The 25,790-nt window shown below is 28.7% G+C and carries 27 protein-coding genes; 14 read left to right on the top strand and 13 right to left on the bottom strand.

The window, feature by feature from the left end; all coding sequences use genetic code 11:
* Nucleotides 1-206 precede the first annotated feature (206 nt).
* From ALEK_RS07450 to ALEK_RS07490, 9 genes are all read left to right on the top strand, one after another.
* Nucleotides 207-1,088 carry a hypothetical protein gene (locus ALEK_RS07450; RefSeq protein ID WP_071625791.1) on the top strand — a complete coding sequence of 294 codons (882 nt, stop codon included), beginning with the start codon at nucleotides 207-209 and terminating at the stop codon, nucleotides 1,086-1,088.
* A gap of 98 nt (nucleotides 1,089-1,186) precedes the next feature.
* Nucleotides 1,187-2,077 (top strand): MBL fold metallo-hydrolase, encoded by an 891-nt coding sequence (locus tag ALEK_RS07455; protein WP_071625790.1) that lies wholly within the window; start codon nucleotides 1,187-1,189, stop codon nucleotides 2,075-2,077.
* Between the two features lie 258 nt (nucleotides 2,078-2,335).
* Complete coding sequence (locus tag ALEK_RS07460) at nucleotides 2,336-3,496, top strand: hydrogenase small subunit (RefSeq protein ID WP_071625789.1); 1,161 nt, start codon at nucleotides 2,336-2,338, stop codon at nucleotides 3,494-3,496.
* Nucleotides 3,497-3,499: 3 nt separating this feature from the next.
* On the top strand, nucleotides 3,500-5,230 hold the full coding sequence (locus ALEK_RS07465) for a nickel-dependent hydrogenase large subunit (RefSeq protein ID WP_071625788.1): 1,731 nt from the start codon (nucleotides 3,500-3,502) through the stop codon (nucleotides 5,228-5,230).
* A 10-nt stretch (nucleotides 5,231-5,240) separates the two neighbouring features.
* Nucleotides 5,241-5,906: a Ni/Fe-hydrogenase, b-type cytochrome subunit gene (gene cybH / locus ALEK_RS07470; protein WP_071625787.1), complete on the top strand. Its 666-nt coding sequence runs from the start codon at nucleotides 5,241-5,243 to the stop codon at nucleotides 5,904-5,906.
* Complete coding sequence (locus ALEK_RS07475) at nucleotides 5,903-6,466, top strand: HyaD/HybD family hydrogenase maturation endopeptidase (protein ID WP_071625786.1); 564 nt, start codon at nucleotides 5,903-5,905, stop codon at nucleotides 6,464-6,466. Before cybH ends, ALEK_RS07475 begins: the two co-directional genes overlap by 4 nt.
* A complete protein-coding gene (locus ALEK_RS07480) occupies nucleotides 6,450-8,084 on the top strand; it encodes a hypothetical protein (RefSeq protein WP_071625785.1) in 1,635 nt (544 codons plus the stop codon). Before ALEK_RS07475 ends, ALEK_RS07480 begins: the two co-directional genes overlap by 17 nt.
* Nucleotides 8,085-8,094: 10 nt before the next feature.
* The gene (gene hypF, locus ALEK_RS07485; protein WP_071625784.1) at nucleotides 8,095-10,326 is read left to right on the top strand and encodes a carbamoyltransferase HypF; all 2,232 of its coding nucleotides are present in this window, start codon (nucleotides 8,095-8,097) and stop codon (nucleotides 10,324-10,326) included.
* A gap of 390 nt (nucleotides 10,327-10,716) precedes the next feature.
* Entirely contained in the window at nucleotides 10,717-11,133 is a 417-nt protein-coding gene (locus tag ALEK_RS07490; protein WP_071625783.1) for a hypothetical protein, read from the top strand.
* Between the two features lie 108 nt (nucleotides 11,134-11,241).
* Here the strand turns inward: ALEK_RS07490 and ALEK_RS07495 are convergent, their stop codons facing one another.
* The 5 genes from ALEK_RS07495 to ALEK_RS07515 all read right to left on the bottom strand — a co-directional run bounded on the left by ALEK_RS07495 (nucleotide 11,242) and on the right by ALEK_RS07515 (nucleotide 14,056).
* Complete coding sequence (locus ALEK_RS07495) at nucleotides 11,242-11,871, bottom strand: NAD(P)H-dependent oxidoreductase (protein WP_071625782.1); 630 nt, start codon at nucleotides 11,869-11,871, stop codon at nucleotides 11,242-11,244.
* 13 nt (nucleotides 11,872-11,884) lie between these two features.
* Nucleotides 11,885-12,622 (bottom strand): GNAT family N-acetyltransferase, encoded by a 738-nt coding sequence (locus tag ALEK_RS07500; protein ID WP_071625781.1) that lies wholly within the window; start codon nucleotides 12,620-12,622, stop codon nucleotides 11,885-11,887.
* 2 nt (nucleotides 12,623-12,624) lie between these two features.
* Nucleotides 12,625-13,068, bottom strand: a complete 444-nt coding sequence (locus ALEK_RS07505; protein ID WP_071625780.1) for a DMT family transporter — start codon at nucleotides 13,066-13,068, stop codon at nucleotides 12,625-12,627.
* Nucleotides 13,069-13,146: 78 nt separating this feature from the next.
* Nucleotides 13,147-13,764 (bottom strand): Crp/Fnr family transcriptional regulator, encoded by a 618-nt coding sequence (locus ALEK_RS07510; protein WP_071625779.1) that lies wholly within the window; start codon nucleotides 13,762-13,764, stop codon nucleotides 13,147-13,149.
* A complete protein-coding gene (locus tag ALEK_RS07515) occupies nucleotides 13,751-14,056 on the bottom strand; it encodes a MerR family transcriptional regulator (RefSeq protein WP_071625778.1) in 306 nt (101 codons plus the stop codon). The genes ALEK_RS07510 and ALEK_RS07515 overlap by 14 nt, the downstream gene beginning before the upstream one ends.
* 132 nt (nucleotides 14,057-14,188) lie before the next feature.
* Here ALEK_RS07515 and ALEK_RS07520 point away from each other — a divergent pair, with 132 nt between their 5' ends.
* The 3 genes from ALEK_RS07520 (at nucleotide 14,189) to ALEK_RS07530 (ending at nucleotide 16,629) form a co-directional block, all read left to right on the top strand.
* Complete coding sequence (locus ALEK_RS07520; protein WP_071625777.1) at nucleotides 14,189-14,413, top strand: DUF2798 domain-containing protein; 225 nt, start codon at nucleotides 14,189-14,191, stop codon at nucleotides 14,411-14,413.
* An 11-nt stretch (nucleotides 14,414-14,424) separates the two neighbouring features.
* Complete coding sequence (locus ALEK_RS07525; protein ID WP_071625776.1) at nucleotides 14,425-15,135, top strand: GNAT family N-acetyltransferase; 711 nt, start codon at nucleotides 14,425-14,427, stop codon at nucleotides 15,133-15,135.
* Nucleotides 15,136-15,279: 144 nt separating this feature from the next.
* Nucleotides 15,280-16,629: a sodium-dependent transporter gene (locus ALEK_RS07530; RefSeq protein WP_071625775.1), complete on the top strand. Its 1,350-nt coding sequence runs from the start codon at nucleotides 15,280-15,282 to the stop codon at nucleotides 16,627-16,629.
* A gap of 32 nt (nucleotides 16,630-16,661) precedes the next feature.
* On the opposite strand, the gene minE is transcribed toward ALEK_RS07530, so the two are convergent.
* From minE to ALEK_RS07545, 3 genes are read right to left on the bottom strand one after another with little or no spacing between them, the layout of a single operon-like run.
* A complete protein-coding gene (gene minE, locus ALEK_RS07535) occupies nucleotides 16,662-16,895 on the bottom strand; it encodes a cell division topological specificity factor MinE (protein ID WP_071625774.1) in 234 nt (77 codons plus the stop codon).
* A complete protein-coding gene (gene minD / locus ALEK_RS07540; RefSeq protein WP_071625773.1) occupies nucleotides 16,895-17,707 on the bottom strand; it encodes a septum site-determining protein MinD in 813 nt (270 codons plus the stop codon). The genes minE and minD overlap by 1 nt, the downstream gene beginning before the upstream one ends.
* Nucleotides 17,695-18,324: a hypothetical protein gene (locus tag ALEK_RS07545; RefSeq protein ID WP_071625772.1), complete on the bottom strand. Its 630-nt coding sequence runs from the start codon at nucleotides 18,322-18,324 to the stop codon at nucleotides 17,695-17,697. The genes minD and ALEK_RS07545 overlap by 13 nt, the downstream gene beginning before the upstream one ends.
* Before the next feature lie 196 nt (nucleotides 18,325-18,520).
* Between ALEK_RS07545 and ALEK_RS07550 the strand changes: the two genes are divergently transcribed.
* Together ALEK_RS07550 and ALEK_RS07555 are read left to right on the top strand one after the other, a co-directional pair.
* Nucleotides 18,521-19,759 (top strand): DEAD/DEAH box helicase, encoded by a 1,239-nt coding sequence (locus ALEK_RS07550; protein ID WP_071625771.1) that lies wholly within the window; start codon nucleotides 18,521-18,523, stop codon nucleotides 19,757-19,759.
* Nucleotides 19,760-19,855: 96 nt separating this feature from the next.
* Nucleotides 19,856-20,038 carry a hypothetical protein gene (locus ALEK_RS07555; protein ID WP_071625770.1) on the top strand — a complete coding sequence of 61 codons (183 nt, stop codon included), beginning with the start codon at nucleotides 19,856-19,858 and terminating at the stop codon, nucleotides 20,036-20,038.
* Nucleotides 20,039-20,054: 16 nt separating this feature from the next.
* Here ALEK_RS07555 and ALEK_RS07560 read toward each other — a convergent pair whose 3' ends face one another.
* The 5 genes from ALEK_RS07560 to ALEK_RS07580 form a co-directional block, all read right to left on the bottom strand.
* A complete protein-coding gene (locus ALEK_RS07560; protein WP_071625769.1) occupies nucleotides 20,055-21,872 on the bottom strand; it encodes a multiheme c-type cytochrome in 1,818 nt (605 codons plus the stop codon).
* Nucleotides 21,869-23,053 (bottom strand): cytochrome-c peroxidase, encoded by a 1,185-nt coding sequence (locus ALEK_RS07565; RefSeq protein WP_087148713.1) that lies wholly within the window; start codon nucleotides 23,051-23,053, stop codon nucleotides 21,869-21,871. The genes ALEK_RS07560 and ALEK_RS07565 overlap by 4 nt, the downstream gene beginning before the upstream one ends.
* Nucleotides 23,054-23,068: 15 nt before the next feature.
* Entirely contained in the window at nucleotides 23,069-23,884 is an 816-nt protein-coding gene (locus ALEK_RS07570; protein WP_071625768.1) for an SDR family oxidoreductase, read from the bottom strand.
* Between the two features lie 126 nt (nucleotides 23,885-24,010).
* Nucleotides 24,011-24,931: a helix-turn-helix transcriptional regulator gene (locus ALEK_RS07575; RefSeq protein WP_071625767.1), complete on the bottom strand. Its 921-nt coding sequence runs from the start codon at nucleotides 24,929-24,931 to the stop codon at nucleotides 24,011-24,013.
* A gap of 2 nt (nucleotides 24,932-24,933) precedes the next feature.
* Nucleotides 24,934-25,761, bottom strand: coding sequence for an SDR family oxidoreductase (locus ALEK_RS07580; RefSeq protein WP_071625766.1), 828 nt, complete (start codon nucleotides 25,759-25,761; stop codon nucleotides 24,934-24,936).
* Between the last annotated feature and the right edge of the window lie 29 nt (nucleotides 25,762-25,790).

Genomic DNA, 25,790 nt, shown 5'->3' on the forward strand with positions numbered 1-25,790 from the left:
TTTCTCCAAGTTTCTGATTAAATAACAAGTCAAATTAATATTATATTATTTAAACTATTTATTAGTAAGGCATTATAAAATAATATAACTTAAAAAATATTATTTAATAATTTTAAACTACAACTTTATTTAATAGCTAAAAAACTATCAATATTTACTTTGGGTTTACTTTCACATTGTATTATTTTTTTAACAAAGGATTAATCATGATAGATACTACTAATATGAGTTTTATAGCAAATTTAATACAACCAACTTCAAGTACTATATCTACTAATATGATTTCGAAAAAAGATAGTGATTCAGATTCTTCTCTTAGTATTGAGGAAATGGGTGTTAGCTCAGAACTATTCTCTTCTTATGATTTGGATTCAGATAGTTTAGTTAGTCAATCAGAGCTTGCTTCGGCAATTGACACTGCTATGAATAAATTCAATGGTAATATGCCTACAAAAGAAGAGTTTCAATCTGTACTTTCTGATTTTGGTTTTGAAGTACCAAATAACCCTAACTCTAATAATCTAACATCATCTCAAAGCGATACAATAGCTTCAGTATTAGAAAACTATGATGCTAATAATCTAAGTAAAAGTGATGCCTTAGAAATTGTAGCAGCTTTCAAAGAAGCAGGAATTCAACCCTCTGCTGAACTAGCAAGTGCAATGTCAGAAGCAGGTTTTGACGCTCATGAAGTAGGAACTCTTGCTGGTGTTGCTGGAGGTCAAGGTGGTGGACCATCTGGTGGAGGAGGCCCCTCTGGCGGTGGAGGTTCAGGTGGTGGAAACTCATCTGAAGAAGAATATGATGTTATGGATACTAATGAAGATGGCGTTGTATCATCTGCTGAAATGGAAGCATATTATGGTACGGGCGATGATTCAAGTACAGACCTATCTGCAAATCAACAAAATACTTTAGATAATCTGCAAGTTCTTATGCAGGCATTAAAATCAAATAGTGAAAATGGAAGTGTCGATAAGAATAGTTTTGATGGATTATTAAAAGCTATAAATAATCAAAATAACAACAGTGAAATTAATACATACTTACAAAACAATAATACAAGTACAATGTTTGACTATGCTTAATTAGTGTAGGCAAACATTATTTAGACTTAACTCAAATTCTCACTTATCTTTTTATACTTTCTACACATAAAAAATGTATATTCAAATAAAGGATATATATGAAAGTTATTTTTTTAGTTTTATTATTTGTTTCAGGTGTTTTTTCAAAAGGGTTTAATGATGAAGGAAGTACTTACAATCCTTTTACTTTTGTAAAAGCAATTAAAACTGCTAATAATGCATATACTTTAGAATTTAGAAATGATGAAGAATCATATTTTACAAATTTTTATATCACTTCAAAAGGAGTGATAGCTTTTGACCCACTATCAGATATTGCAGCATATGAATATGTAAAACAGATAAAAAAGTATGCTCCTAATAAACCTTTACTTGCAATAGTTTATTCCCATTTACATACAGATCATATTGCAGGTGCAAGGGTTTTAAGAGAAGAGTTCGGGAAAAATGTTCCTATTATTGCCCATGAAAGAGTTGAAAAGTATTTAGACTATTATAATCTTTCTTATATTGACAAGCCAAATATTTTAATTCCATACTCAGGTAAAACTATGAAGTTTGGTAATACAACAATAGAGTTTAAGTATTTAGGTTCAGCTCATACAGACTCAATTATAGTTGCAATTATCAAAGAAATAAAACAAGCTTACATTTGTGATTTTGCAAATAATGATGTTGTAGGTTGGACAAATCTTCCTGGAATAAATTTAGATGAATTAATAAAAATGAAAAAAGAAGTTTTAAAACTAGATATTGATGTAATTACTTTTTGTCATGGAAAACCAGGAACAAAAGAAGCAATAAAAAGACAAGTTAAATATTATGATACTCTATTTAAAGAGGTTTCTTTTTCTATATCAAAAGGTATGAGTTTAGAAGAGACACAAAATTCTATTGAATTAGAAGAGTTTAAATATTTTAAGAATTATGATGATTGGTTTAAAGGAAATATTGAGGCTGTATATTTATGGCTTAAAAGAACTAAATAAAACCTAAAGAAGCTTAGATTTATTGTCTTTTGTAAAATAAGAAAGACAATAACTCTATTTATTAGATATAAAATCACAAACTAAATTTTTAAAATATCACAAAAATGTTACGAAAATGACCTATAAATAGTAAGTTTTTAAATTTTATGAATAATCATTCATTTTATTGATTCCAGTCAAGAAGTTTTAATCTTCTTTTGTATAAAATTCTTTAAATTAATAAATGAATAGTCATTCATAATATTTAAAGGATATACTTTGGATACCAAAAAACTATATGAAAAACTTTCTAATAGATTGTTAGACTTAGAAAAACTACCAAAACTAAAAGAAGAAAAATCAATCTCTAAACACCTAGATGAAAAAGGTGTATCAAGAAGAGATTTTATGAAATGGGCAACTGCTATTACTGCGATGTTAGCTCTTCCTGCTTCGTTTACTCCACTTGTTGCAAAAGCTGCTAAATTATCAGATAGATTACCAATCATTTGGCTACACATGGCAGAATGTACTGGATGTTCAGAATCACTTCTTCGATCTGATGCTCCTACTATTGACTCACTAATCTTTGATTATATTTCACTTGAATACCACGAAACTTTAATGGCAGCTGCTGGTTGGCAAGCTGAACACAATCTTGAATCAGCAATTGAAAAATACAAAGGTCAATATATTTTAATGGTTGAAGGTGGAATTCCATCAGGAGATAGTGCTTCATTTTTAACTATTGGTGGACATGGTAAAACTGGTGAGCAAAGTGCAATTGAAGCATCTAATAACGCTGCTGCAATTTTTGCTATTGGAACTTGTTCTTCTTATGGTGGTGTTCAAGCTGCTATTCCAAATCCTACGGGAGCTGTTGGTTTATCAAAAGTTACAGATAAAACAGTGATTAATGTACCTGGTTGTCCTCCTAGTGAGAAAAATATTGTAGGAACTTTACTTCATTATATTTTATATGGAACACTTCCTGCTCTTGATGCTTACAATAGACCAAAATGGGCTTATGGACAAAGAATCCATGATTTATGTGAAAGAAGAGGTCACTTTGATGCAGGTGAATTTGTAGAAGAGTTCGGTGATGAGGGTGCAAAAAAAGGTTATTGTCTTTACAAAGTAGGATGTAAAGGTCCTTATACTTTTAATAACTGTTCAAAAAATAAGTTCAATTCTCATATGTCATGGCCTATCCAAGCAGGTCACGGTTGTATTGGATGTTCTGAGCCTGATTTCTGGGATACTATGGGACCATTTGAAGAGCCTGTTGCAAACAGATTATATGACACAGTATTCAAAGGATTAGGAGCTGATGCAACTGCTGATAAAGTTGGAGTTGGATTATTAACAGTGACTGGTATTGGTATAGCAGCACACGCGGCAATCTCGAAGTTTAAAAATCCAAAAGAGGGTGAGGAATAAAAAATGGCAAATAAAAGAGTAATAGTAGACCCAATTACAAGAATCGAAGGACACTTAAGAATTGAGGTTGAAATAGATGACAATAATGTAATCCAAAAAGCCTATTCTTCATCAACTTTATGGAGAGGCTTAGAGACTATTGTAAAAAATAGAGACCCAAGAGATGCTGGTTTTTTAATGCAAAGAATTTGTGGTGTTTGTACATTCTCACACTACAGAGCAGGAATTGAAGCAGTTGAAGATGCACTTGGAATTGTTCCACCTTTAAATGCGAAGTTAACTAGGTCTTTAATGAATATGTCTTTATTTATGCATGACCATGTTGTTCATTTCTATCATTTACATGGACTAGATTGGGTAGATGTAGTAGCTGCTTTAGATGCAGACCCAGAAAAAGCCGCAAAAGAAGCATTCAAATATTCAGAAGCACCAATAGCAACTGGAGAAAATGACTTAATCAAAGTTAAAAAAAGAGTTAAAGAGTTCGTAGATAGAGGTCAATTAGGACCATTTGCCAACGCATACTGGGGACATAAAACATATAGATTTACTCCTGAGCAAAACTTAATTTTATTAGCTCATTATCTTAAAGCTTTAGAAGTTCAAAGAGATTTAGCAAAACTAATGGCAATGTTCGGTGGAAAACAACCACACCCACAAAGTCTTACAGTTGGTGGAGTTACTTGTATTATGGATTTACTTGATCCTTCAAGAATGGGTGAGTATCTGACACTATTTAAAAAAGGTGTTGATTTTGTAGAAAATGCATATCAAGCTGATGTTATTATGGCTGGAAAAATATTCAAAGATGAACCATCTGTTACTCAACAAGCTGGTGTTATGAACTTTATGGCACACAAAGAAATGCAGTTAAATAGAAGTGAATTCTTATTTGATTCTGGAATTATTTATGAGGGTGATTTATCAAAAGTATTTGATATTAATGAAGATTTAATTACAGAAGAAGCTACGCATTCATGGTATGCAGATGATGAAGCACTTCATCCTTATGATGGAAAAACAAATCCAGAATATACTGGCTTTAGAGATATGGATACAATCGGTGCAGATGGCACTGAAGTACACTCAAAAGTTATTGATGAAAAAGGAAAATACTCTTGGATCAAATCTCCAAGATATGATAATAAACCAATGGAAGTAGGTCCACTTGCTTGTATTTTAATTTCTTATGCAAAAGGAAATGAAAGAATCGTTCCTTTAGTAGATGATTTCTTAGCAAAAACTGGATTACCAAAAGCTGCACTATTTACAGCACTTGGAAGAACGGCTGCTAGAATGATTCAAGCAAGAGCAATTGCAAAATATGGATTAGAAGCTTTTAATACTTTAATTGAGAATCTAAAAGTAGACCAAGATACATATACTTCATATAAAATTGATAAAAACCTTGAATACAAAGGTAGATTTATTGGTGATGTTCCAAGAGGTATGTTATCTCACTGGATTAGAATCAAAAATGGAGTAGTTGAAAACTACCAAGCAGTAGTTCCATCAACTTGGAATGCAGGTCCAATAGATGCTCTTGGTCAAGTAGGACCATATGAAGCGAATCTAATTGGTCTAAAAGTTGCAGATGTTTCTCAACCTTTAGAGATTATTAGAATTATTCATAGTTTTGATCCTTGTATTGCTTGTGCTGTACATGTGATGGATAAAAAAGGAACTGACTTAGGAACATACAGAGTTGACCCTAATTATGGTACGTCTTGTTAAGGAGTAGGTCATGATAAAAAAACATTATGAGTTTTCATCTTGGCTTAGAGTAACTCACTGGATTAGAGTTGTTGCTATTATTATTCTTACTTTTACAGGATTTTATATAGCTGTACCTTTTATAAGTGCTGCACTTAATCAAGGTGAACCAAATAACTATTTATATGCCTTAATGAGATCTTGGCATATTATTTTTGGTTTTGTATTAATTGCTGTAACTATTGGTAAGTTTTATTTGTTTATTTTTGATAAGCAAAGTAGTATCGAGAGAGTTTCTTTTTGGGATTTTATTAGCCCAAAGATTTGGGTTAAACAAATTAAATATTATATGTTAATTGGAAAACATGCCCATTTAAAGGGTGTTTATAATCCATTACAATTCTTAGCATATATGGGAATATATGTGGCTATTATTGCTATTTGTATTACTGGATTGATTTTACATATTCATGTATATCATGAGGGATTAGGTGGGTTTTTATATGACTTCCTAAGACCTTTAGAAGTGATGTTAGGTGGATTAGCGGTAGTTAGAGAACTGCACCATATTTTTATGTGGGTATTTATTGTTTTCTTACCAGTTCATATTTATCTAGCAGTATTCAATTCAATCTATGGGCAAACAGGTGCAATGGATTCTATTGTTTCTGGATACAAATGGGAAGATGAAAAATGAATATCTTAATACTAGGAATAGGAAATATCCTATTCCAAGATGAAGGAATCGGTGCTCATTTTGTACACTATTTAGATGAAAAATATGAGTTTATCTCAGAAGAATCTACTGTAAGTATTGTAGATGGTGGAACACTTGCACAAAGACTGATACCAGAGATTGTTAAATATGATGAAGTTATTGTAGTTGATTGTGTTGATGCTTTGGATTCTAAAGCTGGAGATGTTTATTTCTTCGATTATAAAAAAACACCTTCACATATTAATTGGCAAGGTAGTGCCCATGAAATTGAGATGTTACAAACACTTAATATGATAGATATGAACCATGACTTGCCTACAACTAATGTATTAGGAGTTATCCCAAAAAGAGTAGCTGATGATACTACTTTTGATTTAAGTGCTGAGATTATAAGTGCTGTAAATCTAATGGAAAAAGTTACTGTTAATTATCTAGAAAAAATAGGTGTTAAATCAAACATCATAAATGCAGAGACAAATATAGAATTAATAAGTGAAGTTTCTTTTAAAAGGGAGATACAAAATGGTCCTAGAGTTTAGATTCAAATATTTATCCAAAAACAAAACCTTAGGTAAATTTTTGGATTTTGCAGCAAAAAAAAGTGACTGCGAATACAAAATCATCCAAAAGCTTGATTTTGTGCATTTATATGTAAAATGTTCAGAAAAGTCCTTGGGTGAGTTTTCTGAATCACTTTCTACATATCTTCCTATGTCAATCTTCTATTATGACATTGTTATTAATACTCTTCCAGATTTTCCAAATGTTCAAACGATGTCTTTAGAACAAGATAATCTAATTTCATTTTGTCCTACTTGTTTAAGAGAAGTAGAGGATGAAGAAAATAAGAATTATTATAATGCTTTTAAATCTTGTGAAGTTTGTGATTCTTTTGAAGAAGCAAATTTTGTATTAGATAACCAAAAAGTAAATTCATCAAAAGAGCTTTTTGAAAACCTAGCACAAAAAATAAATGAAAATCAAAAAATCAAAATCAAAACTCTTAGTGGAACTTTTGTTTTCTCAAAAGTAAATGATTTAGATTCTAGTACAAATTTACTAGCTACAAATTTATTAAATATGTCATCATTAGTAGTTGAGAATAAAACAGATATTGTCTCACTTGCTAGTATAGAAAAACCCTCAGTTGATTTCAAAATAAATGAAATTTATAAACTAAATAATGGGATAAAAAAAGATTTTATTAATATTAGATTTGCAAATGATTTGACTTTATATTTTTTATCTCTAGAATTATCTAAATTAAATATAAACTTTTTAAACATAGAAAATAATAAAAATGAATTTGATGTATTTTTAGATGTAGAAGAAAAAATAATAAAAAATAAGATTTTAGATATTCCTCATATTAAATGCTTTGATAATAAGAAATTCTTTTTAGACTCAAAATCTTATGATAAAAGTCTTGATGTAATCTATAGTAAATTTGAAGAAAAAAACAAATCTCATTTTATGACAGTATTAGCAGAAAATGAACTTTTTGATAAAGCAATTGTTAATTTTTATATTAGTACAAAAGATGATGATGGTCTATCTTTTTATAGTGAGAAGTTTGATGGACTTATAGATATTGTAAAACCTTTTAATATTCCAAGTAGTGTAGAGCAGTTTTTTGAAACTATGAAAAAAGATGAAACAAGTAATAGATTATTGCAAAACTATAAAGAAAAGTTTGAAGATGATTATAACAAAGCTCTAAATACTGATATTTCTACATATAAAACAAAATCTTTTTATAACTACTGGCAAATAGCAAAACAAATATTATGTTTTGAAGAAGATATCTTAGAAAATGCCAATAAATGTATGTTAGAGAAGGGACCTAGAATTGATTATAAACTAGTTGAAGATGAAAAGCTTTATAATAGAGAATTTGACTATGTAAAACTTATCAAATCAGCTATGAGTTTTAAATTAGCAGGAGTAGAAGAAGAGACTATTTCTCTAGGGTTTATGGAGAGTTTAGCACATTTTATTGGATATGAATTAGATAATATTAACAGCTCTTATGATTTAGATGGAGTTAGTTTATGTGGTGATATGTTTAGATATGATATATTTACTTCACTAGTAGAAAAAAGTATTACAAAGAACTTCAATATTTATTATAATAAGGAGTTTGTAATACAAAAATAGAAGAGGGTAAATGCTAAGTAAAAAGATAGAAGTTAAAGGAATTGTACAAGGGGTTGGATTTAGACCTTTTGTATATAATTTAGCTTTAAAATATGATATAAAAGGCTGGGTTAATAATGACGATAAGGGAGTAAATATTCTTCTTTATGCGAACGAGAAATCTTGTGAATTATTCATAAAAGACTTACAAGAAAATCCTCCTGTTCTAGCAAAAATTGATTCTATAAATATAGAAGAAATAACTACAAATAAAAGCTACTCAAGCTTTGAAATAATCCAAAGTGAAAATACAAATCATAAATCTACAATCATCTCACCAGATATGGCAATATGTGATGATTGTATTGAAGATATACACGATAAATCAAATTTTAGACACAATTATGCTTTAACAAACTGTACAAACTGTGGTCCTAGGTATTCCATAATAAAAACAGTACCTTATGATAGATGTAATACTTCTATGAGTGAGTTTGAATTATGCTCTGATTGTAAAGCAGAGTATGAAGATCCTACAAATAGAAGATACCATGCACAACCAGTATCTTGTAATAAATGTGGCCCTCAAATAAAACTATATAATAATAAAAATGAAGTACTAAGCAAAGATATAAATGCCATAGAGCAAATAGCAGATATTATCAAGAGTGGCTCAATAGTAGCTATTAAAGGTCTAGGTGGTTTTCATCTTATGTGTGATGCCACAAACACTAAAGTTGTAGAAGAATTAAGGCTAAGAAAAAATAGGCATAATAAACCATTTGCTCTTATGTTTAAAAATATAGACCAGATTAAAGACTATACAAATATAAGCTTGAAAGAAGAAGAGTTTTTAAACTCAAAAGAGAAACCAATAGTTTTAGTAAACAAAAAAGAAAAGTCAAAACTATCACCGCTAATTGCTCCTAATATTAATAGATTAGGATGTTTTATTTCTTATACTCCTTTGCATCATTTATTATTTGATTTTTTAGAAAATCCATTAGTTGCAACTAGTGCAAATCTAAAAGATGAACCGATTATTAGATTCAAAGATGAGTTATTACAAAAGCTTGGATTTGTTGTAGATTATGTTTTGGATTTTAATAGAGATATTATAAATGCTTGTGATGATTCTGTTATACAAGTTGTGAATAATGATATTACAAAACTAAGAAATGCTAGGGGTTATGCTCCTCACGCTATAAAACTACAAGAATCTACAGACAAAAAGATATTAGCGCTAGGAGCAAATCAAAAAGCTACAATTAGTATTGCTTTTGAAAATAACTTAATATTATCTCCTCATATTGGAGATTTAAATTCTATAGAAGCAACGGAATATTTTATTAGAACTGTAGAGACATTTAAGAGATTTTATGACTTTGAACCTGATGTAATTGTTTGTGATAAACACCCAAATTATGAGAGTGTAAAATGGGCTAAAACTTTTGAAAATATAAAGCTAATTCAAGTACAACATCACTATGCTCATATCTTATCAACAATGGCAGAATATGATCTAAAAAAAGAAGTTTTAGGTATTGCTTTTGATGGTACAGGATATGGTGATGATGGAAATATTTGGGGTGGTGAATTCTTTGTTTGTGATAATAAAAAGTATGAAAGAGCATTCCAATTTAACTACTTTAAATTACTAGGTGGTGAAAAAGCTGTAAAAGAACCAAAGAGAATTGCTCTATCTTTGTTATTTGAATCATATACTAAAGAAGAGATTCTAAATCAAAAAAATAATGTAAGAGAAGCTTTTAGTGATAATGAAATCAACCTAATGCATACTATGTGGAGTAGAGGATTAAACGCACCACTTACAAGCTCAATAGGTAGATTATTTGATGCAGTAGCTTCAATAGCTGGCTTATATCAAGTACAAGATTATGAAGGACAAACAGGTCTTGCTATTGAGCAGAACTATAATAAAAATATAGATACTTGCTATTCATATACTATAGAGAATAAAATTATAGATATAAATCCTATGATAAAAGAGATATTAGAGGATAATGATGTAGAACTTATTTGTTCAAAGTTCATAAATACTCTATGTGATATCATCATAAATATCTCAAATCAATATGAAAAACTTCCTTTAGTTCTAAGTGGGGGAGTGTTCCAGAATAAAACTTTATTAGAATTACTTACTTCAAAACTAGACAAATTAAACAAAACTTATTACTACTCAAAAGATATTCCACTAAATGATGGCGGAATTTCTGTAGGTCAAATCTACCACATAATCTAATTTTTATTACTGCATTTTCCAAATAGAGTAGGGCTTTTTTGGAAAAATGCAGACTTTTATATATTTATATATTCAAGAATGTAACCCTTTGTATTTTTATACCATAAACTTAAATATTTATATTATACATATTGTCTTAATATTATATATCTAATAAACATATATAAAATGTATGAAAATAGTCTATATACCCTATATGTAAGCCTCTGTAGAAAAAATAATTTTTTGAAAAAATGATGAAAAATGACAATGAGTATTTAAGCATATTTTGAAAATATAAATAAAACATAATGTATATGTTTTAACCTAATATTATTTATACACTATTTTGAAGAAATCTAATATAAAACTTACTATGCTAAAATACAAAAAACATTCACAAGGTTAATTATGATTAAGACTACACATGAAATCTCAAGAGAAGATGGATACATCAAATACAACTTCTTTGAAATTCATCCTGATCTTGAAGCAATCATTGCTGAAGATTATTCAAAATATGGAACAGCCGATTTTGATAAACAAGAATATTGCGAAGCAATGTACAAGAAAAACTTTTATGATAAATATGACAAAAATACATATCAAATGGTTTATGACAAATATATCAATAATGAAAAGTTCAAAGAAAAAGCTATATTTATTTATAGCATTATTGATTATGATAAATATGTTAAATTTGTAGAGTTAAATGAAACTATTGAAAACCCAAATGAATTAATAATATCATATAATATTTTAGATAGCTCAGGTGTAAAAGTAAATATTTATACTTTAGGTATTACAGATATATCTTTTGTATTCTAATTAAAATAAAAGTACAAAACTAAAAAAGGGTAGATAAAAATAATTTTTTATCTACCCTTTTTTTATTCTTAAAATCTTTATAAAATAATTTTTATTTTCTCAGTAAGTCTAAGAAATAAATTCAACTACTTCTTTATAATCTAATCTGATTGAATCTCTAGGGTCTCTATTTCTATATCCTAATGGTAAAACTAAAGCTACTTGAAATGATGAGTTATTTAGTTCTAAAATCTCTTCAATTTTATCCTTTTCAAAACCTTCTAAGGGACAAGAATCTATTCCTTTTACAGCTGCCGCTGTCATCATATTTCCTATTGAAATATATGCTTGTTTTGAAGTCCAATGATAAATATCTTTATCATCTTTTAGATGTGTTTGAGAAAACTGTCCATACATATCAAGGAAAAAATTTAGAGTTTCATCTGGTAAATTTAATCTTTCAAATCTTTGTTTTGGAGTTCCTGATTTTATTTTGGCATCATCTATTCTTACTAAAACTACAACAAGATGTGAACATTGAGAAACTTGTTCTTGATTCATACTTGCATTTTGTATTCTATTTTTTAGCTCATTATTTTCAATTACTAAATATTTTGTGAATTCTAAACCATAAGATGTTGGTGATTGTATTCCAGCATTTAATACAAATTCTATATCATCTTTTGGTATTTTTCTACTTATATCAAACTCTTTGCACGCGTGTCTAAAATTCATTGCTTCTTCAAATGTCTTATTCATAATATATTCCTATTTATTTTTGATAATTTCTTAACATAAAGTTTTGTTTAAAACCTAATCTTTGGTAAATCCCTAATCCTAAAAGTGATGCTTGTAAAACCATAATGTCAATTTTCTTCTCTTTTGATAGATTAATAGCTCTTTTCATGATATTTTCTGCAATTCCTTGTGCTCTATGCTCTTTTGGAACTCCAACAAGATGTACACCCATTACAGATGAGTTCTCAAACAATAATGTAGTAGCAACAGCAACACCATTTTTGTATGCTAATAATAGATATGTATTTTCATCTTCTGCTATTTTTTCTATGATATTTACATCTATTTCATATCCAAAAGACTCAGATGCGATTTTTGTCCATAGTTTTATTTCTTCTTGTGTATTAGCTAGTTTTATTTCTAAATCGCTATTCTCTTCTATATTTGTAGCGTTTAAATCTAAATACATTCCAATTTGTTCAAATAAAACTTTGTATTCTTTTGATTCTAACTCTTTTATTGATTCTTGGAATAACTCTTTGTCTCTTTCCCATAAAGATAAAATATATGATTTTTCTTTTTTAGAGTTTGTGCTTATAGCTTCTTGTAAATCTTGTTTATTATAATCGTATGGCATCCATAATCTATTTGGCCATGAGTCTGATAAATGCAGTTTTTTATTATTTGAAATATCTTCTTGTTTTGAACCCATTACTTTGAATAAGTTTGTTAGGTTTTCTATATTGTTTTGTATTAATTGATTATTATTCATTTTTAGCCTTTATTTATTAGAAAAATTGCAAGTAGCATTGAAGCTACACCTATTATTTTACTTGTATCTATTGTAGTTACTGGGAAATTAAATAAACCAAAATGTCCTGCTATTACTGCAAATATTAGTTGTCCCCCTAATGATAGAGATACTAATGGCAATATTCCAATTTTTGGTATTAGGTAATAAAATAGTGCTAATGCAAATGCACTTAATAATCCACCTGTAAACCATAAATATATTGGAACTGATTTTATAACTTCTACTGAAGGTAGTTTTTTTACATAAGTTAATATTACAAAACTCATAATAATACTACTACTTAAAAAAGCTACAAAAGTGGCTAATAGTGAACTTGATAACATTTGACCTAAGTGAGTATTTAAAGTAGCTTGAGTTGCTAGTGCAATACCTGCTAAAAAAGCCATAAACATTAAAAATGTCATATTTTATATCTCCTTTCATTAAGTTATGAGAGGATTATAACAGTAGCTTTAGGGTCTTGTCATTTACATATGTTGATTTTAAATTCTTTTTTTTCTAATTCTACTTAATTGTGTTGCTGTGATTCCTAAATGTGAAGCAATATGGTATTGTGTTAGTCTTGAATGTTGGTTTTCATAAGTTTCTAAAAACTCATCATATCTTTCATCTGCATCTTTTTGAACAATATCTACTTCTCTAGCATCTTTACTAATAAGCCAGTTGTTTTCTAAATAATAAATTTGAAAAAGTTTTAAATCATCATGTTTTAGTAGTAAGTCTCTATATTTTTTAAAATCTATATGAATTACTTGTGAGTCTTCAAGAGCTTGAATCTCAAAGTTTGAAGTTTGTTTTTTTAGTAAGGCTACCATTGAACCTGGAAAAGTATTTTCAAAAAAGAAGTTTTTATTATATTCATTTCCTTTTTCATTCAATATGTAAGAACGAAATAAACCAACACTTACAAAATAAAAACCATCTGGATGTTCATTAAATCTCGTAATATAATCATTTTTCTTTATTTCCATAAATGTACAAATATCTTCTAAATCATTCCATGTATTATCACTGATTTCAAAATATGTATTAATAGCATTTCTTAGTGCTTTAAAAGCTATAGTTTTATTATTGTTAGCCATGAGATTATTTATTTTCATCTTTTGGAAGTTTTCCTAGGAATTCTATAACAGGAATAAGTTTTTCATCTGCTTTTTTTACTGCTGTTTGCAGAGTGAAACCTTCTTCTAGAAAGTCTTTTATATATAAAATCTTTTTAACATTTATATAATCAAATAGTTTATTTGCTCCGCATTTACCTGTAAGAGAACGAATAATTCCTTTTTCTTCCCAATATCTAAGTTTTCTTTGATTGATTCCCGTAATATCTTCTACTCCACCAATACTCAAACGTAACTTTGAAATTAGTTCATAATCAAATAGTTCTTCCATATATTTTCCCTTAATTTTATAATATATAATACAAAAATTGTCGTTAATATACAATTAAGGTATATAATATTAGAATACAAAAAACAATAATTGTCTATTATAGACAAGAAATGTATTTAATAGGAAATAAAAATGATAGCTAAAAAATATGAAACAATTTTATTTGCACTTGTTAATGGTGCTTTTATGTCAGGCTTTATGAGTTTTGTAATTACTTTTTTGAATATTGGGTTTGTTGATAATTTTATATTCTTATGGTTAGGTGCTTATTGGAAAGCTTTTCTTGTTGCCTTCCCAATTATTTTATTAGTAACTCCTAGAATTAGAAAAGCAGTAAGTAATTTGGTATCAGAATAAAAGGACAATTCATGACTTCAAAACAATTAGAAAAAAACAATATAAATAATGTAAGAAATTTATTTGCATTAATGGGTTCAAAATCTTGGCCAAAAAGATTATGGGCTAATTATGATTATGAAAAAAATGATATTAATGTACTTATGAATAAGGTGTTAAATGAAGATAATTCACATTTAATTCCCTTATGGGATAAAAAAGATAACAATACAATTTCAAGTACAAAATTACTAAAAGAGAATGGATTTGATATTTCTTACACTCAAACAGCAATGGCATTAGATGTGCATTTATCTAATAATGTTCTTGATGATGATTTAAATATAAATTTTGTAGGTTCAAAAGAAGATATAGCAACTTGGGTAGAAATTGCATCTAATTCTTTTTCTTTTCCTATAATTTATGAAACAATATATAACCTATCTAAAAATAAGAATATAGATTTATTATTAATATATAAAGATGATATCCCAATAGGAACAGCTTTGATTTTTACAAATAGTAATGTAGTAGGTGTTCATTTTCTTAGTATATTATCATCGTACAGAGGCAATAGTTTTTCAAAAAATATAATTGAAGAAATTGTATCCTTTGCAAAAAGAGAAGAGCTCCAATATTTAACACTGATTACTTCAAGTCTTAGTTCTAATTTTTATGAAAAGTTAGGTTTCAAAAAGCAATTTGTTTTAAATTATTATATAAAACAATGTAATAAATCCTAGATTTACTTTAATAATATTGTATTTTGTTTAGTTTTATTAAATTTTATTTAAGTTTCTTTAAACAAATTTTAATTATTCACAAAAGTCACATAAAAGTTTAACTTAATTTTGGTTACACTTTAAGCTTTATTTTTAAGGAGGAATATGAACACTTCAAGATTTACAAGATTTGGGTTCATTCTAGCTGCAGTAGGTTCTGCTGTTGGTTTAGGAAATGTATGGAAATTCCCTTATGTTACAGGTGAGTATGGTGGTGGAGCATTTGTATTAGTTTACTTAATTACTGCTCTTTTTGTTGGTGTTTTTGTATTAATTGCAGAATTACTTATTGGTAAGTTAGGACAAAGTGACGCTGTTACAATGTTTGAAAACTTAGCGGTTAAGAAAAAGAACCTTTGGAAATACGCCGGGTTTATAGTAGTTGTGCCATTAATTATATTATCTTATTACTCAGTAGTAATTGGATGGATTTTTCACTATATTGCATTGTCTTTTCAAGGACTACCAGCAACAGTAGAAGAATCAAAAAGTATCTTTATGTCATTATTAACAACTGACGTTAAAACACAACTTATGTATCATACTGTTGTTTTTGTATTAGTTACAGCTATTATTTTAAAAGGTATCAAAGACGGAATTGAAAGAATCAATAAAATCTTAATGCCATTATTAGCACTTATTTTATCAGTGTTATTTATTTATTCTGTAACAATTGATGGAAGTTTTGGAAAAGCAGTACACTTTATGTTTGATGCTGACTTCTCAAAATTAAGCTCAGAAGCTGTTATTGTAGCTATTGGACAAGCGTTCTATACATTATCATTAGGTATGGGGATTATTATTACTTATGCTGCTTCTTTACCAAAAGATGCAAACATTGTAAAATCATCAATCTTAATTTCAATTATTGATACGACTGTTGCAATTGTTGCTGGTTTAATCATCTTTACTTTATTATTTGATAAAGGTGCTGAGTCAACTAAAGGTGCTGGATTAGTATTTATTTCATTACCATCAGTATTCTATGAGTTTGGATCAATTGGTTCTGTATTAGCACTGTTATTCTTTGTTGCTATTGCATTTGCTGGTGTTACTTCTGCTATTTCAATGTTAGAGCCAATGGTTTCTTACTTTGTAAATAGATTTAATTACTCACGAATTAAAGCTGCAATGATTTGTAGTATTTTCTTCTATGTATTAGGTATTGCTGCATTATTATCGAATATTTCTGATTATTCGCCAATGTTAATGGTTGGGGATAAAGGTTTATTTGATTGGTTAGACTTCGTAGCTTCTACTATTTTAGTTCCAATTGGTGGAATTTTAGCGGTAGTATTCGTAGGTCACTTCATGGATAAAGAAACAATTAATGGGGAATTAGTTCCATTAATGGGATCTGCTTTAACAAAAGTATGGTTCTTTATGGTTCAATTTGTGATTCCAATCGCATTAATCATCGTTATTTTAAACGAAACAGGATTATTTAAATTCTAAGTATTTATATAAGAAGGGCTATTTAGCTCTTCTTATACTTTCTTGTCTAATTGTACATCAATAGACAGTGCTTCAACATCACCATCTACATCTTTTTTAATTTCAATAGCTTTTACACCCATGTATTTTTTCACTACTTCAATTATTTCTGCTTTCATTTGATCCATAAATGGATAAGAGTTATTATCTCTATCTGACATGATTGCAATTGTTAATCTATCTTTTGCCGTGCTTGCGCTTTTTTTCTTTTTAAACCAAGGAAACATTATTTAAAAATCCCCTTTATTTTTGAGAATAGACCAGTTTGAATAGTCTCAACATCTTCTAATGCTACTTCTTCCCCACAAAGTCTTGCAGAGATTCTAGAATATGCTTTACCAGCTTCAGAGTTTTTATCTAAGATAATTGGTTTACCTTGATTTGATGCATCAATAATTCCTCTATCTTCAGGAACTTTTCCAATTAATGGAATACTTAAAATATCAATAATATCTTGACTTGTAAGCATCTCTCCACTTTGTACCATTTTTGCATCAATTCTGTTGATAATTAGGTGTTTATTTACTTCTGAACCATCTTTTACTTTTTGAGATTTTGAGTCTAAAATACCAATAGCTCTATCTGCATCTCTAATAGAAGAAACCTCAGGATTTACTACAATAATAGCAGTATCAGCAAACTCAATAGTATGTTCATATCCGCTTTCAATTCCAGCAGGTGCATCTAAGATTACATAATCAAAGTCTGCTTTTAAAGCTGTCACTAAATTAAGAATTTTATCTGATTGTAAAGCAGTTTTATCTTTTGTTTGAGAGGCTGCTAGAAAGTGTAAGTTATCATTCATTTTACTTTTGATTAGAGCTTGTTTTAATGCAACTTCTCCATCCATAACTTGAACCATATCATATACAACTCTATTTTCTAAACCTAAAATCATATCTAGATTTCTTTGTCCAATATCAAAATCAACAACAACACATTTTTTGTTGTTCATTGCGATACCTAAACCAACATTTGCAGTAGTTGTTGTTTTACCAACACCGCCTTTTCCACTAATTACAGCTATTACGATACCCAATTTGTCTCCTTTAATACAGGTGTTATTACTATTTGATTATTTATAAACTCTACTTTGTTTAGTCTTTCGTTTAATGATGTATTATCTATTTCAATATCATTAAAAACTATATTTGCTTTTGGTGATGCTTGTAACATCATAAAGTTACCATTACATCTTAATGCACCATCAACTATTTGAGTTATTATAAGGTTTCCATTTATTATGATTGTAGCTCCACTATTTACTCTATTTAGTAATAGTAAATCTCCATCGATATTTAATTCTTGTCCACTTCTTACAAGTGTATCTCTAACTTTTAAATTGTTTTGTAATTTGTTTGATAGTTTTGATAGCTCTAACTCTTTTTGTTCTTGTTCAATCTGATGTTGTTCTTTTTGTTCTTGAATCTCTTTTTCTATTGCAACTCTACCTTGTCCCTTTGGTAAGTTAGCATTAACTAAATATTGAAGTTTCTTTTCTTTTAAATAAGCTTCAACTCTCTTTGTCATTTCACCACTTATTACTATAAGATGGTCTTTAAATAAAATATAATTGATTTCAAAAAAAGATATAAATTCATCTTCATTAACTAAAGCCATTTCACAAACTTTAACTGAATATTGTTTTGTACGCAAAGTACTCCTTTATTTGATTAAAAAGGCGGTATATTAGCATAAGAAAGTATGAAAAAAGATAAATTTTTAGCTAAATATTTCTGAATTTTTCACTACATGATAAATCCCTATATTAACTTTGTTTTTTTATTTCTTTTATATTAGCTTTAAAGCTAAAACCCCCTAAAATGCGAGGAAATAAACAGAGGAATCTTTCATGCAATTTAGCACTTTTAATCTTAATGAAAATATACAAAAATCCCTAGATGAAAATAAGTATATTTCAACTACACAAATTCAAGAAAAAGTAATACCTCTTGTTTTAGAAAATAAAGACCTAATGGCAAAAGCCCAAACAGGTAGCGGTAAAACAGCTGGTTTTGTATTACCAATTTTAGAAAAATGGCTAGGATATAATCATCCCAAAAAAGCCAAAATTACTACATTAGTTTTAGCTCCAACTAGAGAGCTTACTTTGCAAGTTGCTAATACTTTTGAAATCTTTAGTAAAAACTTCAATAAAAAACCAAAAATAGTTAGTGTTATTGGGGGAGCTAGTATTGGAGATCAGCTACTTGATATTCAAAAAGGTTGTGATATTGTTGTTGCAACTGCTGGAAGATTATTAGATATTATCAACAAAAAACAGATTGATTTATCTACATTAGAATTTTTTGTATTAGATGAAGCAGATAAAATGCTTGATTTAGGATTCTCTGATGAGTTAGATGAGATTCTAAAAGAATTACCAGAAAATAGACAAAACTTATTATTCTCAGCTACATACCCTCAAAAGATGTTAGATATAGCTTCTAAGATTACTACAAGTGCTGTAAAGGTCGAACAAGAAGAAGAGGCACCAACTGTTGAAAAAATACAGCAAAGAGCTATTAGAGTAAACTCTGAGAATAGGGGACCACTATTAAGACATCTAATCCAATCTAATGATTGGCCTTTAGTTTTAGTATTTATGGCAAATAAAAGAGCTAGTGATAATATTGCTGCTAAGTTCAGAAAACATGGAATTGAAGCAGAGTCTTTTCATGGGGATTTAATCCAAGAAGAGAGAGTAGAAACTCTAGAAGATTTTAAAGCTAAAAAAATCAATGTTCTTTTTGCTACAGATATTGCAGCAAGGGGTTTACATATTAATGATATTACTTGTGTTATAAACTTCGATTTACCAAGAGCAACTGCTGATTATGTTCATAGAATCGGAAGAACTGGAAGAGCTGGAAAAGATGGACTTGCAATATCTTTTATCACTAATGAAAATAGTGAACACTTTAAACTAATTGAAAAGAGATGTAAGATTTCTTTAGAAAAAGAAGTATTAGAAGGTTTTGAACCTACTGGAAAAGCCCCTGTGAAACAAAAAGGTGCCGAAGCAGTTAAAGGTAAAAGAAAAAGTAAAAAAGACAAACTTCGAGAAGCTCAAGCTAACAAAGATAAATAAACTATTTAGTTTAAGTATCTTTGCTTTTCAAACTAATTGCCATTCTTTTTATTGTTTTAATAAACATAGGTTTATAATTAAATAAAAGGAGTTATCATGGCAACCTATGCACTTGTAGCAGTAGTGACTGTTATTGCGATATGGCTTTACTCCATGTTCTCTATTCTCTCTAGTAAATTTAAAAATAAAGACGAGAGAAAAGTTTGGTTAATTGGAGTTCTTCTTATACCTATAATGTCACTTTTTTATCTTTTTGCTAAAAAAGATTTACTTAAATAAAAAGTAAGTTATAAACCTACTTTTTAAATTCTTTTTTAATCTCTTCTAGTTTTATTACTGGAGGATTAGGTAATGTTGGAAATGCCTTCTTAACCGCATCTGTCACCCACTGAGGATATATTCTAAAATTCAATTTAACATCTACATCTAATGGATAAGCTAAGTTCTTTGCTAAATCATATGATTCAACTCTTCGCTGTTTAGCTGGTATTCTTGTATCTTTTAGAAGTGTTTTATATTTCCAAAATAATAGCCCAACTGGATTTCCATTTTCATCTCCAAATACCTTCATAAATGGTCTTGCATCCTCTCCTAGATTTCCATCTTCTTTTAGTTTTCCACTTGAAAATACTATATTTTTATTTTTATCTTTTATAGTAATATCAAGCCAAAGCTCTCTAAAATCCGCAACACCAGTTGGTAAATGATGTCCCGCTCCTACATTTGTAACACCTACATGAACTTGATTATCTTTAATATTTACATCTAGTTTAGCTGAGGTTCTAAGAAGTTGTATTGTTTGATCTTCTGCTTTTTTATCTTTTAGCCCTGATAAAAAGTGGTTTGAGCCTGCAAAATAGTGAACTTTAACATCATCTTTTATAACTCCACCGCTTGTTGATGTTCCTCTTAATGGTGAGAATTTACCATCTTCAAGATTTGTCATATGACAATCAATACAAGTTTTATTTTTAGCCTTATCATTTGGACTATTATATTCTGATTCCTTCCATTGCTGATAAGTCGAAACTATTTTTTTTCCAGTTATTGGAGAAGTTTCATCATGACAAGAAGCACAGTATTTTGGGTCTTTATATAAAGGTTTCATATAACTGTCTTTATGTTCTTTAGGTTTTGCATTTATAAACTTATGCCCCAAATAACTTCTTATACTTGTTTCATCATCTTCAAAAGGATATTTTTTTCTATTTGTTAAATCCAAAGTATAAGAAGAATTTCCAACACTTGAAGCCTCAGAGATTCTGTGACAAGTAAGACAAGAAACACCTTCTTCAAGTCTAGCATTTCCATGTTTTTTATAATTATCAACTAGGTTTTTACCATTTTTTTCAAATAGAGTATTTGCTAAGCTATTTTCATTCATATTATGGCTTGTTCGAGTAAGACCTGTCGTAAGTCCACTTGGGTTATGACAGCCCATACACCATTGTCTAAACTCTTCCCCTTCAACTTCCCCTGCAATTGCTTCTAAAAGCATATAATAAGGGTTTGAACCTACTAGATTTTTATGATTTGAGTTTGCCCATTGATTAAAGATTTCATTATGACAAGACTTACATTTTGTTGAGTTTGTCCAATCTTCATTATGATACATTTTTTTATCATTTTCTAGTTTTATTCCAACTAGGTTTTCATCATAAGCTCTAAGCTCAACAGTGCTAATTAAAGATAAAATTGAGACTAATAAAAAAGTATTTATCATAGGTTTTTTATACATATTTTTTGTATGTGATAATAAAAATACAATAAGTACAAATGAACCATAAAGATGTATATTAAATGATATGATTCCTAGCATATCTCCTCCTGTATTTCCTATAAAAAATAAGTAAAATCCACTTAGTATTACAAGTAATAATATAAAACCTAAAACCCAACCAACAAAACTATTTTTTCTTTTTACAACGATATATTTATATGCGTGTTTATTTACAAAAGGAATAATATAAAATACTGAAAAAACTATAGATAAAAAAGCATGTATTACTGATATGGTTTTTAAGTATTCCCATGGAAGACTTAATATATCCATCTGTAAAATACCTGTTATAAAGATTATGATTATTAACCATTTTACATTTAAAAATTTCATTTATTGGCTCCTTCATCATAATCAACTATATTTCCTTCTAGGGTTTTAAGAAAGGCTGTTATTTCATCAATTTGTTTACTTGTAAGATTTATTCCTAATTGGTGACGTCCCATAATCTCAACTGCTTCTTTTATTTTATCAACTGCTCCATTATGAAAATATGGAGATGTTTTTGTTACATTTCTAAGAATTGGAACCCTAAAGAAGTTTGTATTAGCTCGACCTTTGAATCCACCTTTATTTTCAAAAGGAAAACTATTATCAATGATTTCAAAATCAGGTGGTGAGCCTAGGTTTGGTCTTAGGTCATGAATTCCTGCGAAATGTCTTAAAGGAAATCTTTGTACACTTTGACCGCCAACACTCATACCTGTATGACAACCACTACAACCAAAGTTCATAAAGTTTGCAAGCCCTTGTTTTGCTTGGGCATTTATAGCATTATTATCACCTTCTAAGAATCTATCAAAACTACTTCTAGTAAGCAGTGTTCTTACATACGAGGCAATAGAGATTTTTATATCTTCATAATTTAAATTCATATCTTTATATTTTTCATCATTATGAAGTTTTTCTAATAAAGTTTTTTCGTTCATATTTAATTGATGTGGAGATTTTATAGCTTTATCTACTTCTTCTTCCAAGCTTTTTACTTCCCCAGTCCACGTTAAAAACTTAGCAAGAGAAGTATTTAAAATAGTCAAAGTATTTAGATGATAGGGATTTAGCTCTCCATTACTTCCAACAGAGGTAGCTAATCTATCTGTACCACTCTCATCTCCTAAATGACAAAGAACACAGTTATTAGCATCTTGCATATCATTAGGTTGTTTATTACTAGTTAGAGCATTAAGAATGATTTTTTTCTCTTGAGGATTTTTACTTATTAAGTGACAAGTAGAACAAGAAGTATCATTATTTGAAGATAGTTTTGTATCAAAAAATAGTTCTTTTCCTAAAAGTATTTTTTCTTTATCTAAAGTGATATCTTTTTCTTTATAGATTTTTTCTAAATCTTCATAGTTATTAGGAATAGCTTTTAATCCCTTTGCAATGGCAGTTTTACGTAGAAGGTCATCTTCATATACTTTAAAATCCCTTTGCTTCAAAATTGAAGGAAGGGATAATAAAATTGAGATAACTATAAAAGCTACAATAATAACTTGGATAATAGTTTTCATGTTTTTCTCTTTGTTTTAGATTCCAAAAGTCTCTTTGATTTTATTTTCAAAATCTTTATCACTTAACTCTTTTCTTAATGGTACAAAAGTACTAGCTTCAACTCCAACCTCAAGTGCAATATCACTGTTTTCATCTTCAATAATACTTTTTACAGCATCTGCAATTGGTTGTGGACTTGGACCTTCATTAATAGCTTTTGCAACAATTGGTACAAAGTGAGCTACTAAGTCTTTGTATGGTGAGTCTTCACTTGTTGTTTGAGCATTTGCAACAAGACCTTTTTTTACAAAGTTTGTTCCAAATAATCCTGCTTGAATAGAGTGAACTCTAATTCCAAAAGGTGCTACTTCAAATCTTAGTGAATCTACGATTCCTTCAACTGCATATTTTGAAGCATTATAATGAGAAAGAAGAGGTAATCCCATTTTTCCTAAGAATGAAGAGATATTAATAATCACACCACTTTTTGCTTTTCTCATATGTGGAAGTACTTCTCTTGTAGTTTTAATTAAACCAAATACATTTACATCAAATTGATTGAAGATTTCTTCATCTGTTCCTTCTTCAAGTGTTGCTACTAATCCATATCCAGCATTATTCACTAAAACATCGATTTTTCCTTCGTTTTTGATTATTGTAGCTACTGCATCTTTTATTGATTCTGTTTTTGTTACATCGATATAAATATTTGTAATATTTTTATTTGAAGAGTCTAGATCATTTATATTTCTAGTTCCGGCATATACTTTGTATCCAGAATTTGCTAGTGTTGAAGCTGATAGTTCTCCCATTCCTGAAGTTGCGCCTGTTATTAAAACTACTTGTGACATATTCATTCCTTTGTTTATATATACAGTAATCTTACTCTTATTGATTGCGCGCAATCAATATACTTTTAGCACTAGAAGAAATAAATTTTAGCACTAAAAGAATTTTGGAAAAGAAAAATAAATAAATTAGTTTTTTAATAGGTCTTTTGGGTAAACGCCATAAGTCTCAAAAAACAGTTTTGAGAAATGTCCTTGATGTTTATAGCCCACATCTTTTGCAATCTCACCAATATTTAAAACCTTATCTTTTAGTAATAAATTTGCTTTTTCAAGACGAAGTTTTTGCACATAATTATAAATAGTCATTTTATATACTTGTTTAAATACAATTTTTAGTTTTGATTCATTTGTAGCACAATGATGGGCTAAATCATGAATAGTAGGAGGGGATACATAGTTTTTAAGTAGATATGATTTTGCTTTTTTTGCTATTTGGAACTCTTCTTCATTTATTTCATCTTCACAAATATCTAAAAGTGAAAACCTATGAATTATAAACTCCATAATATTATGCTCATATCTAATACTATTCATACTTAAATGTTCTTTTGAGTTAAGTGTTTTACTTATGATATATAAACTCAAAGCATCAATAGGTTGTGAATTTACAAGCTCTAGGGATATTTCCCCTTGGATTTTATTGTATAAGAAATCTAAGGGTTCTGTTTTTTTCCCTGATAAATATCTCTTTAAGAAAAAGTCAGCAATAAAAAGGATGAATATCTTTGTTCTTTTATCTTTTTTTATATTCAATGTAAAGTTTTGTCTAGATGAACAAAAGATATTAACATCATCTTTTTTTGATATGAACTCTTCGTTTTTTATATGATCATTTAAAGAAAAAGCTCCATCTTTTATACTAGATATTACTACCATTCTATCAAGGTTTTTTATTGGAAATTGCATATCTTCATTATTTTCTAAATCTATATCTAGAAAAACAATTGAGTTTGAAATATCTACTCTTGTAATATGGCTATTTTTATTCTCAAAAAGTTTTGTTGTTTTATATTTTGTATCTGTAATATTAAAAAAGAAACTATCCATGATTAACCTAAATTATAATATTCTCGAACTCTACGCTCGAAGTCTTCATCGCTTAACTCTTTTTTCATTGGTAAGAATTTTTTGGCTTTCTCTCCAATAGTTGCCCTTGCAGGGAAGTTTTCATTTTCTATTATTTCTTTGATAATAAAAGCCACTTCTTTAGGGTCATTACCTTGGTTTATTTGCTCAACTATTACAGGAGCTAATTTGGATACAGTATTAGCATAAGGTGAGTTTTTATCAAAGGTATCGAAGTTTGTAACTAGATTTTTCTTTGCAAAATCAGTATTGAAAAATCCTGGCATAATTGAGTGAACTCTTATATTGAAATCACTTAATTCATATCTTAATGAGTCAGTTATTCCCTCAACTGCGTATTTACTAGAGTTATAAAGAGTAAGTAGTGGAAGACCAATTTTTCCTAAAAAAGAAGAGATATTGATAATAATACCACTATTTTGAACTCTCATAAAAGGAATTGTTTCTTTACAAACTCTAAGAAGTCCAAAGACATTAATATTATATTGATCAAACATCTCTTTTTCGTCTAAATCTTCTACTGTACTAACTAATCCATAACCTGCATTGTTAATTAGAATATCTATTTTTTTATGATTTTTGATTATTGTATTTATTGCTTCTTTTATATTAGAAGGATTTGTAATATCAAGTTTTAGTGGAATTAAATTTTGTAAATTATTAGTATTTATATTTTTTGTGTTTCTAGTTCCTGAGTAAACTATAAAACCTTTTTTTGCTAAAAGTAGTGCAGTTTGTTCACCCATTCCAGAGCTCGCACCTGTAATTAAAACTACTTTTTGAGAATCCATATAAAACCTTCTTGATACAATTTATTAAA

Origin of the sequence: Poseidonibacter lekithochrous (genome assembly GCF_013283835.1) — a bacterium.
In the GTDB taxonomy this organism is placed as follows: Bacteria; Campylobacterota; Campylobacteria; order Campylobacterales; family Arcobacteraceae; genus Poseidonibacter; species Poseidonibacter lekithochrous.

Excerpts from the sequence above, each read along its gene's own strand:
- ALEK_RS07565 (WP_087148713.1), bottom strand. The coding sequence starts at position 23,053 with ATGAAAACTATTATCCAAGTTATTATTGTAGCTTTTATAGTTATCTCA.
- minE (WP_071625774.1), bottom strand. The coding sequence starts at position 16,895 with ATGTTTCCTTGGTTTAAAAAGAAAAAAAGCGCAAGCACGGCAAAAGAT.
- ALEK_RS07490 (WP_071625783.1), top strand. The coding sequence starts at position 10,717 with ATGATTAAGACTACACATGAAATCTCAAGAGAAGATGGATACATCAAA.
- ALEK_RS07555 (WP_071625770.1), top strand. The coding sequence starts at position 19,856 with ATGGCAACCTATGCACTTGTAGCAGTAGTGACTGTTATTGCGATATGG.
- ALEK_RS07495 (WP_071625782.1), bottom strand. The coding sequence starts at position 11,871 with ATGAATAAGACATTTGAAGAAGCAATGAATTTTAGACACGCGTGCAAA.
- ALEK_RS07455 (WP_071625790.1), top strand. The coding sequence starts at position 1,187 with ATGAAAGTTATTTTTTTAGTTTTATTATTTGTTTCAGGTGTTTTTTCA.
- ALEK_RS07480 (WP_071625785.1), top strand. The coding sequence starts at position 6,450 with ATGGTCCTAGAGTTTAGATTCAAATATTTATCCAAAAACAAAACCTTA.
- ALEK_RS07500 (WP_071625781.1), bottom strand. The coding sequence starts at position 12,622 with ATGAATAATAATCAATTAATACAAAACAATATAGAAAACCTAACAAAC.
- cybH (WP_071625787.1), top strand. The coding sequence starts at position 5,241 with ATGATAAAAAAACATTATGAGTTTTCATCTTGGCTTAGAGTAACTCAC.
- ALEK_RS07560 (WP_071625769.1), bottom strand. The coding sequence starts at position 21,872 with ATGAAATTTTTAAATGTAAAATGGTTAATAATCATAATCTTTATAACA.
- ALEK_RS07515 (WP_071625778.1), bottom strand. The coding sequence starts at position 14,056 with ATGGAAGAACTATTTGATTATGAACTAATTTCAAAGTTACGTTTGAGT.
- ALEK_RS07525 (WP_071625776.1), top strand. The coding sequence starts at position 14,425 with ATGACTTCAAAACAATTAGAAAAAAACAATATAAATAATGTAAGAAAT.
- ALEK_RS07520 (WP_071625777.1), top strand. The coding sequence starts at position 14,189 with ATGATAGCTAAAAAATATGAAACAATTTTATTTGCACTTGTTAATGGT.
- ALEK_RS07450 (WP_071625791.1), top strand. The coding sequence starts at position 207 with ATGATAGATACTACTAATATGAGTTTTATAGCAAATTTAATACAACCA.
- ALEK_RS07505 (WP_071625780.1), bottom strand. The coding sequence starts at position 13,068 with ATGACATTTTTAATGTTTATGGCTTTTTTAGCAGGTATTGCACTAGCA.
- ALEK_RS07570 (WP_071625768.1), bottom strand. The coding sequence starts at position 23,884 with ATGTCACAAGTAGTTTTAATAACAGGCGCAACTTCAGGAATGGGAGAA.
- hypF (WP_071625784.1), top strand. The coding sequence starts at position 8,095 with ATGCTAAGTAAAAAGATAGAAGTTAAAGGAATTGTACAAGGGGTTGGA.
- ALEK_RS07510 (WP_071625779.1), bottom strand. The coding sequence starts at position 13,764 with ATGAAAATAAATAATCTCATGGCTAACAATAATAAAACTATAGCTTTT.
- ALEK_RS07580 (WP_071625766.1), bottom strand. The coding sequence starts at position 25,761 with ATGGATTCTCAAAAAGTAGTTTTAATTACAGGTGCGAGCTCTGGAATG.
- ALEK_RS07465 (WP_071625788.1), top strand. The coding sequence starts at position 3,500 with ATGGCAAATAAAAGAGTAATAGTAGACCCAATTACAAGAATCGAAGGA.
- ALEK_RS07475 (WP_071625786.1), top strand. The coding sequence starts at position 5,903 with ATGAATATCTTAATACTAGGAATAGGAAATATCCTATTCCAAGATGAA.
- ALEK_RS07530 (WP_071625775.1), top strand. The coding sequence starts at position 15,280 with ATGAACACTTCAAGATTTACAAGATTTGGGTTCATTCTAGCTGCAGTA.
- ALEK_RS07575 (WP_071625767.1), bottom strand. The coding sequence starts at position 24,931 with ATGGATAGTTTCTTTTTTAATATTACAGATACAAAATATAAAACAACA.
- ALEK_RS07550 (WP_071625771.1), top strand. The coding sequence starts at position 18,521 with ATGCAATTTAGCACTTTTAATCTTAATGAAAATATACAAAAATCCCTA.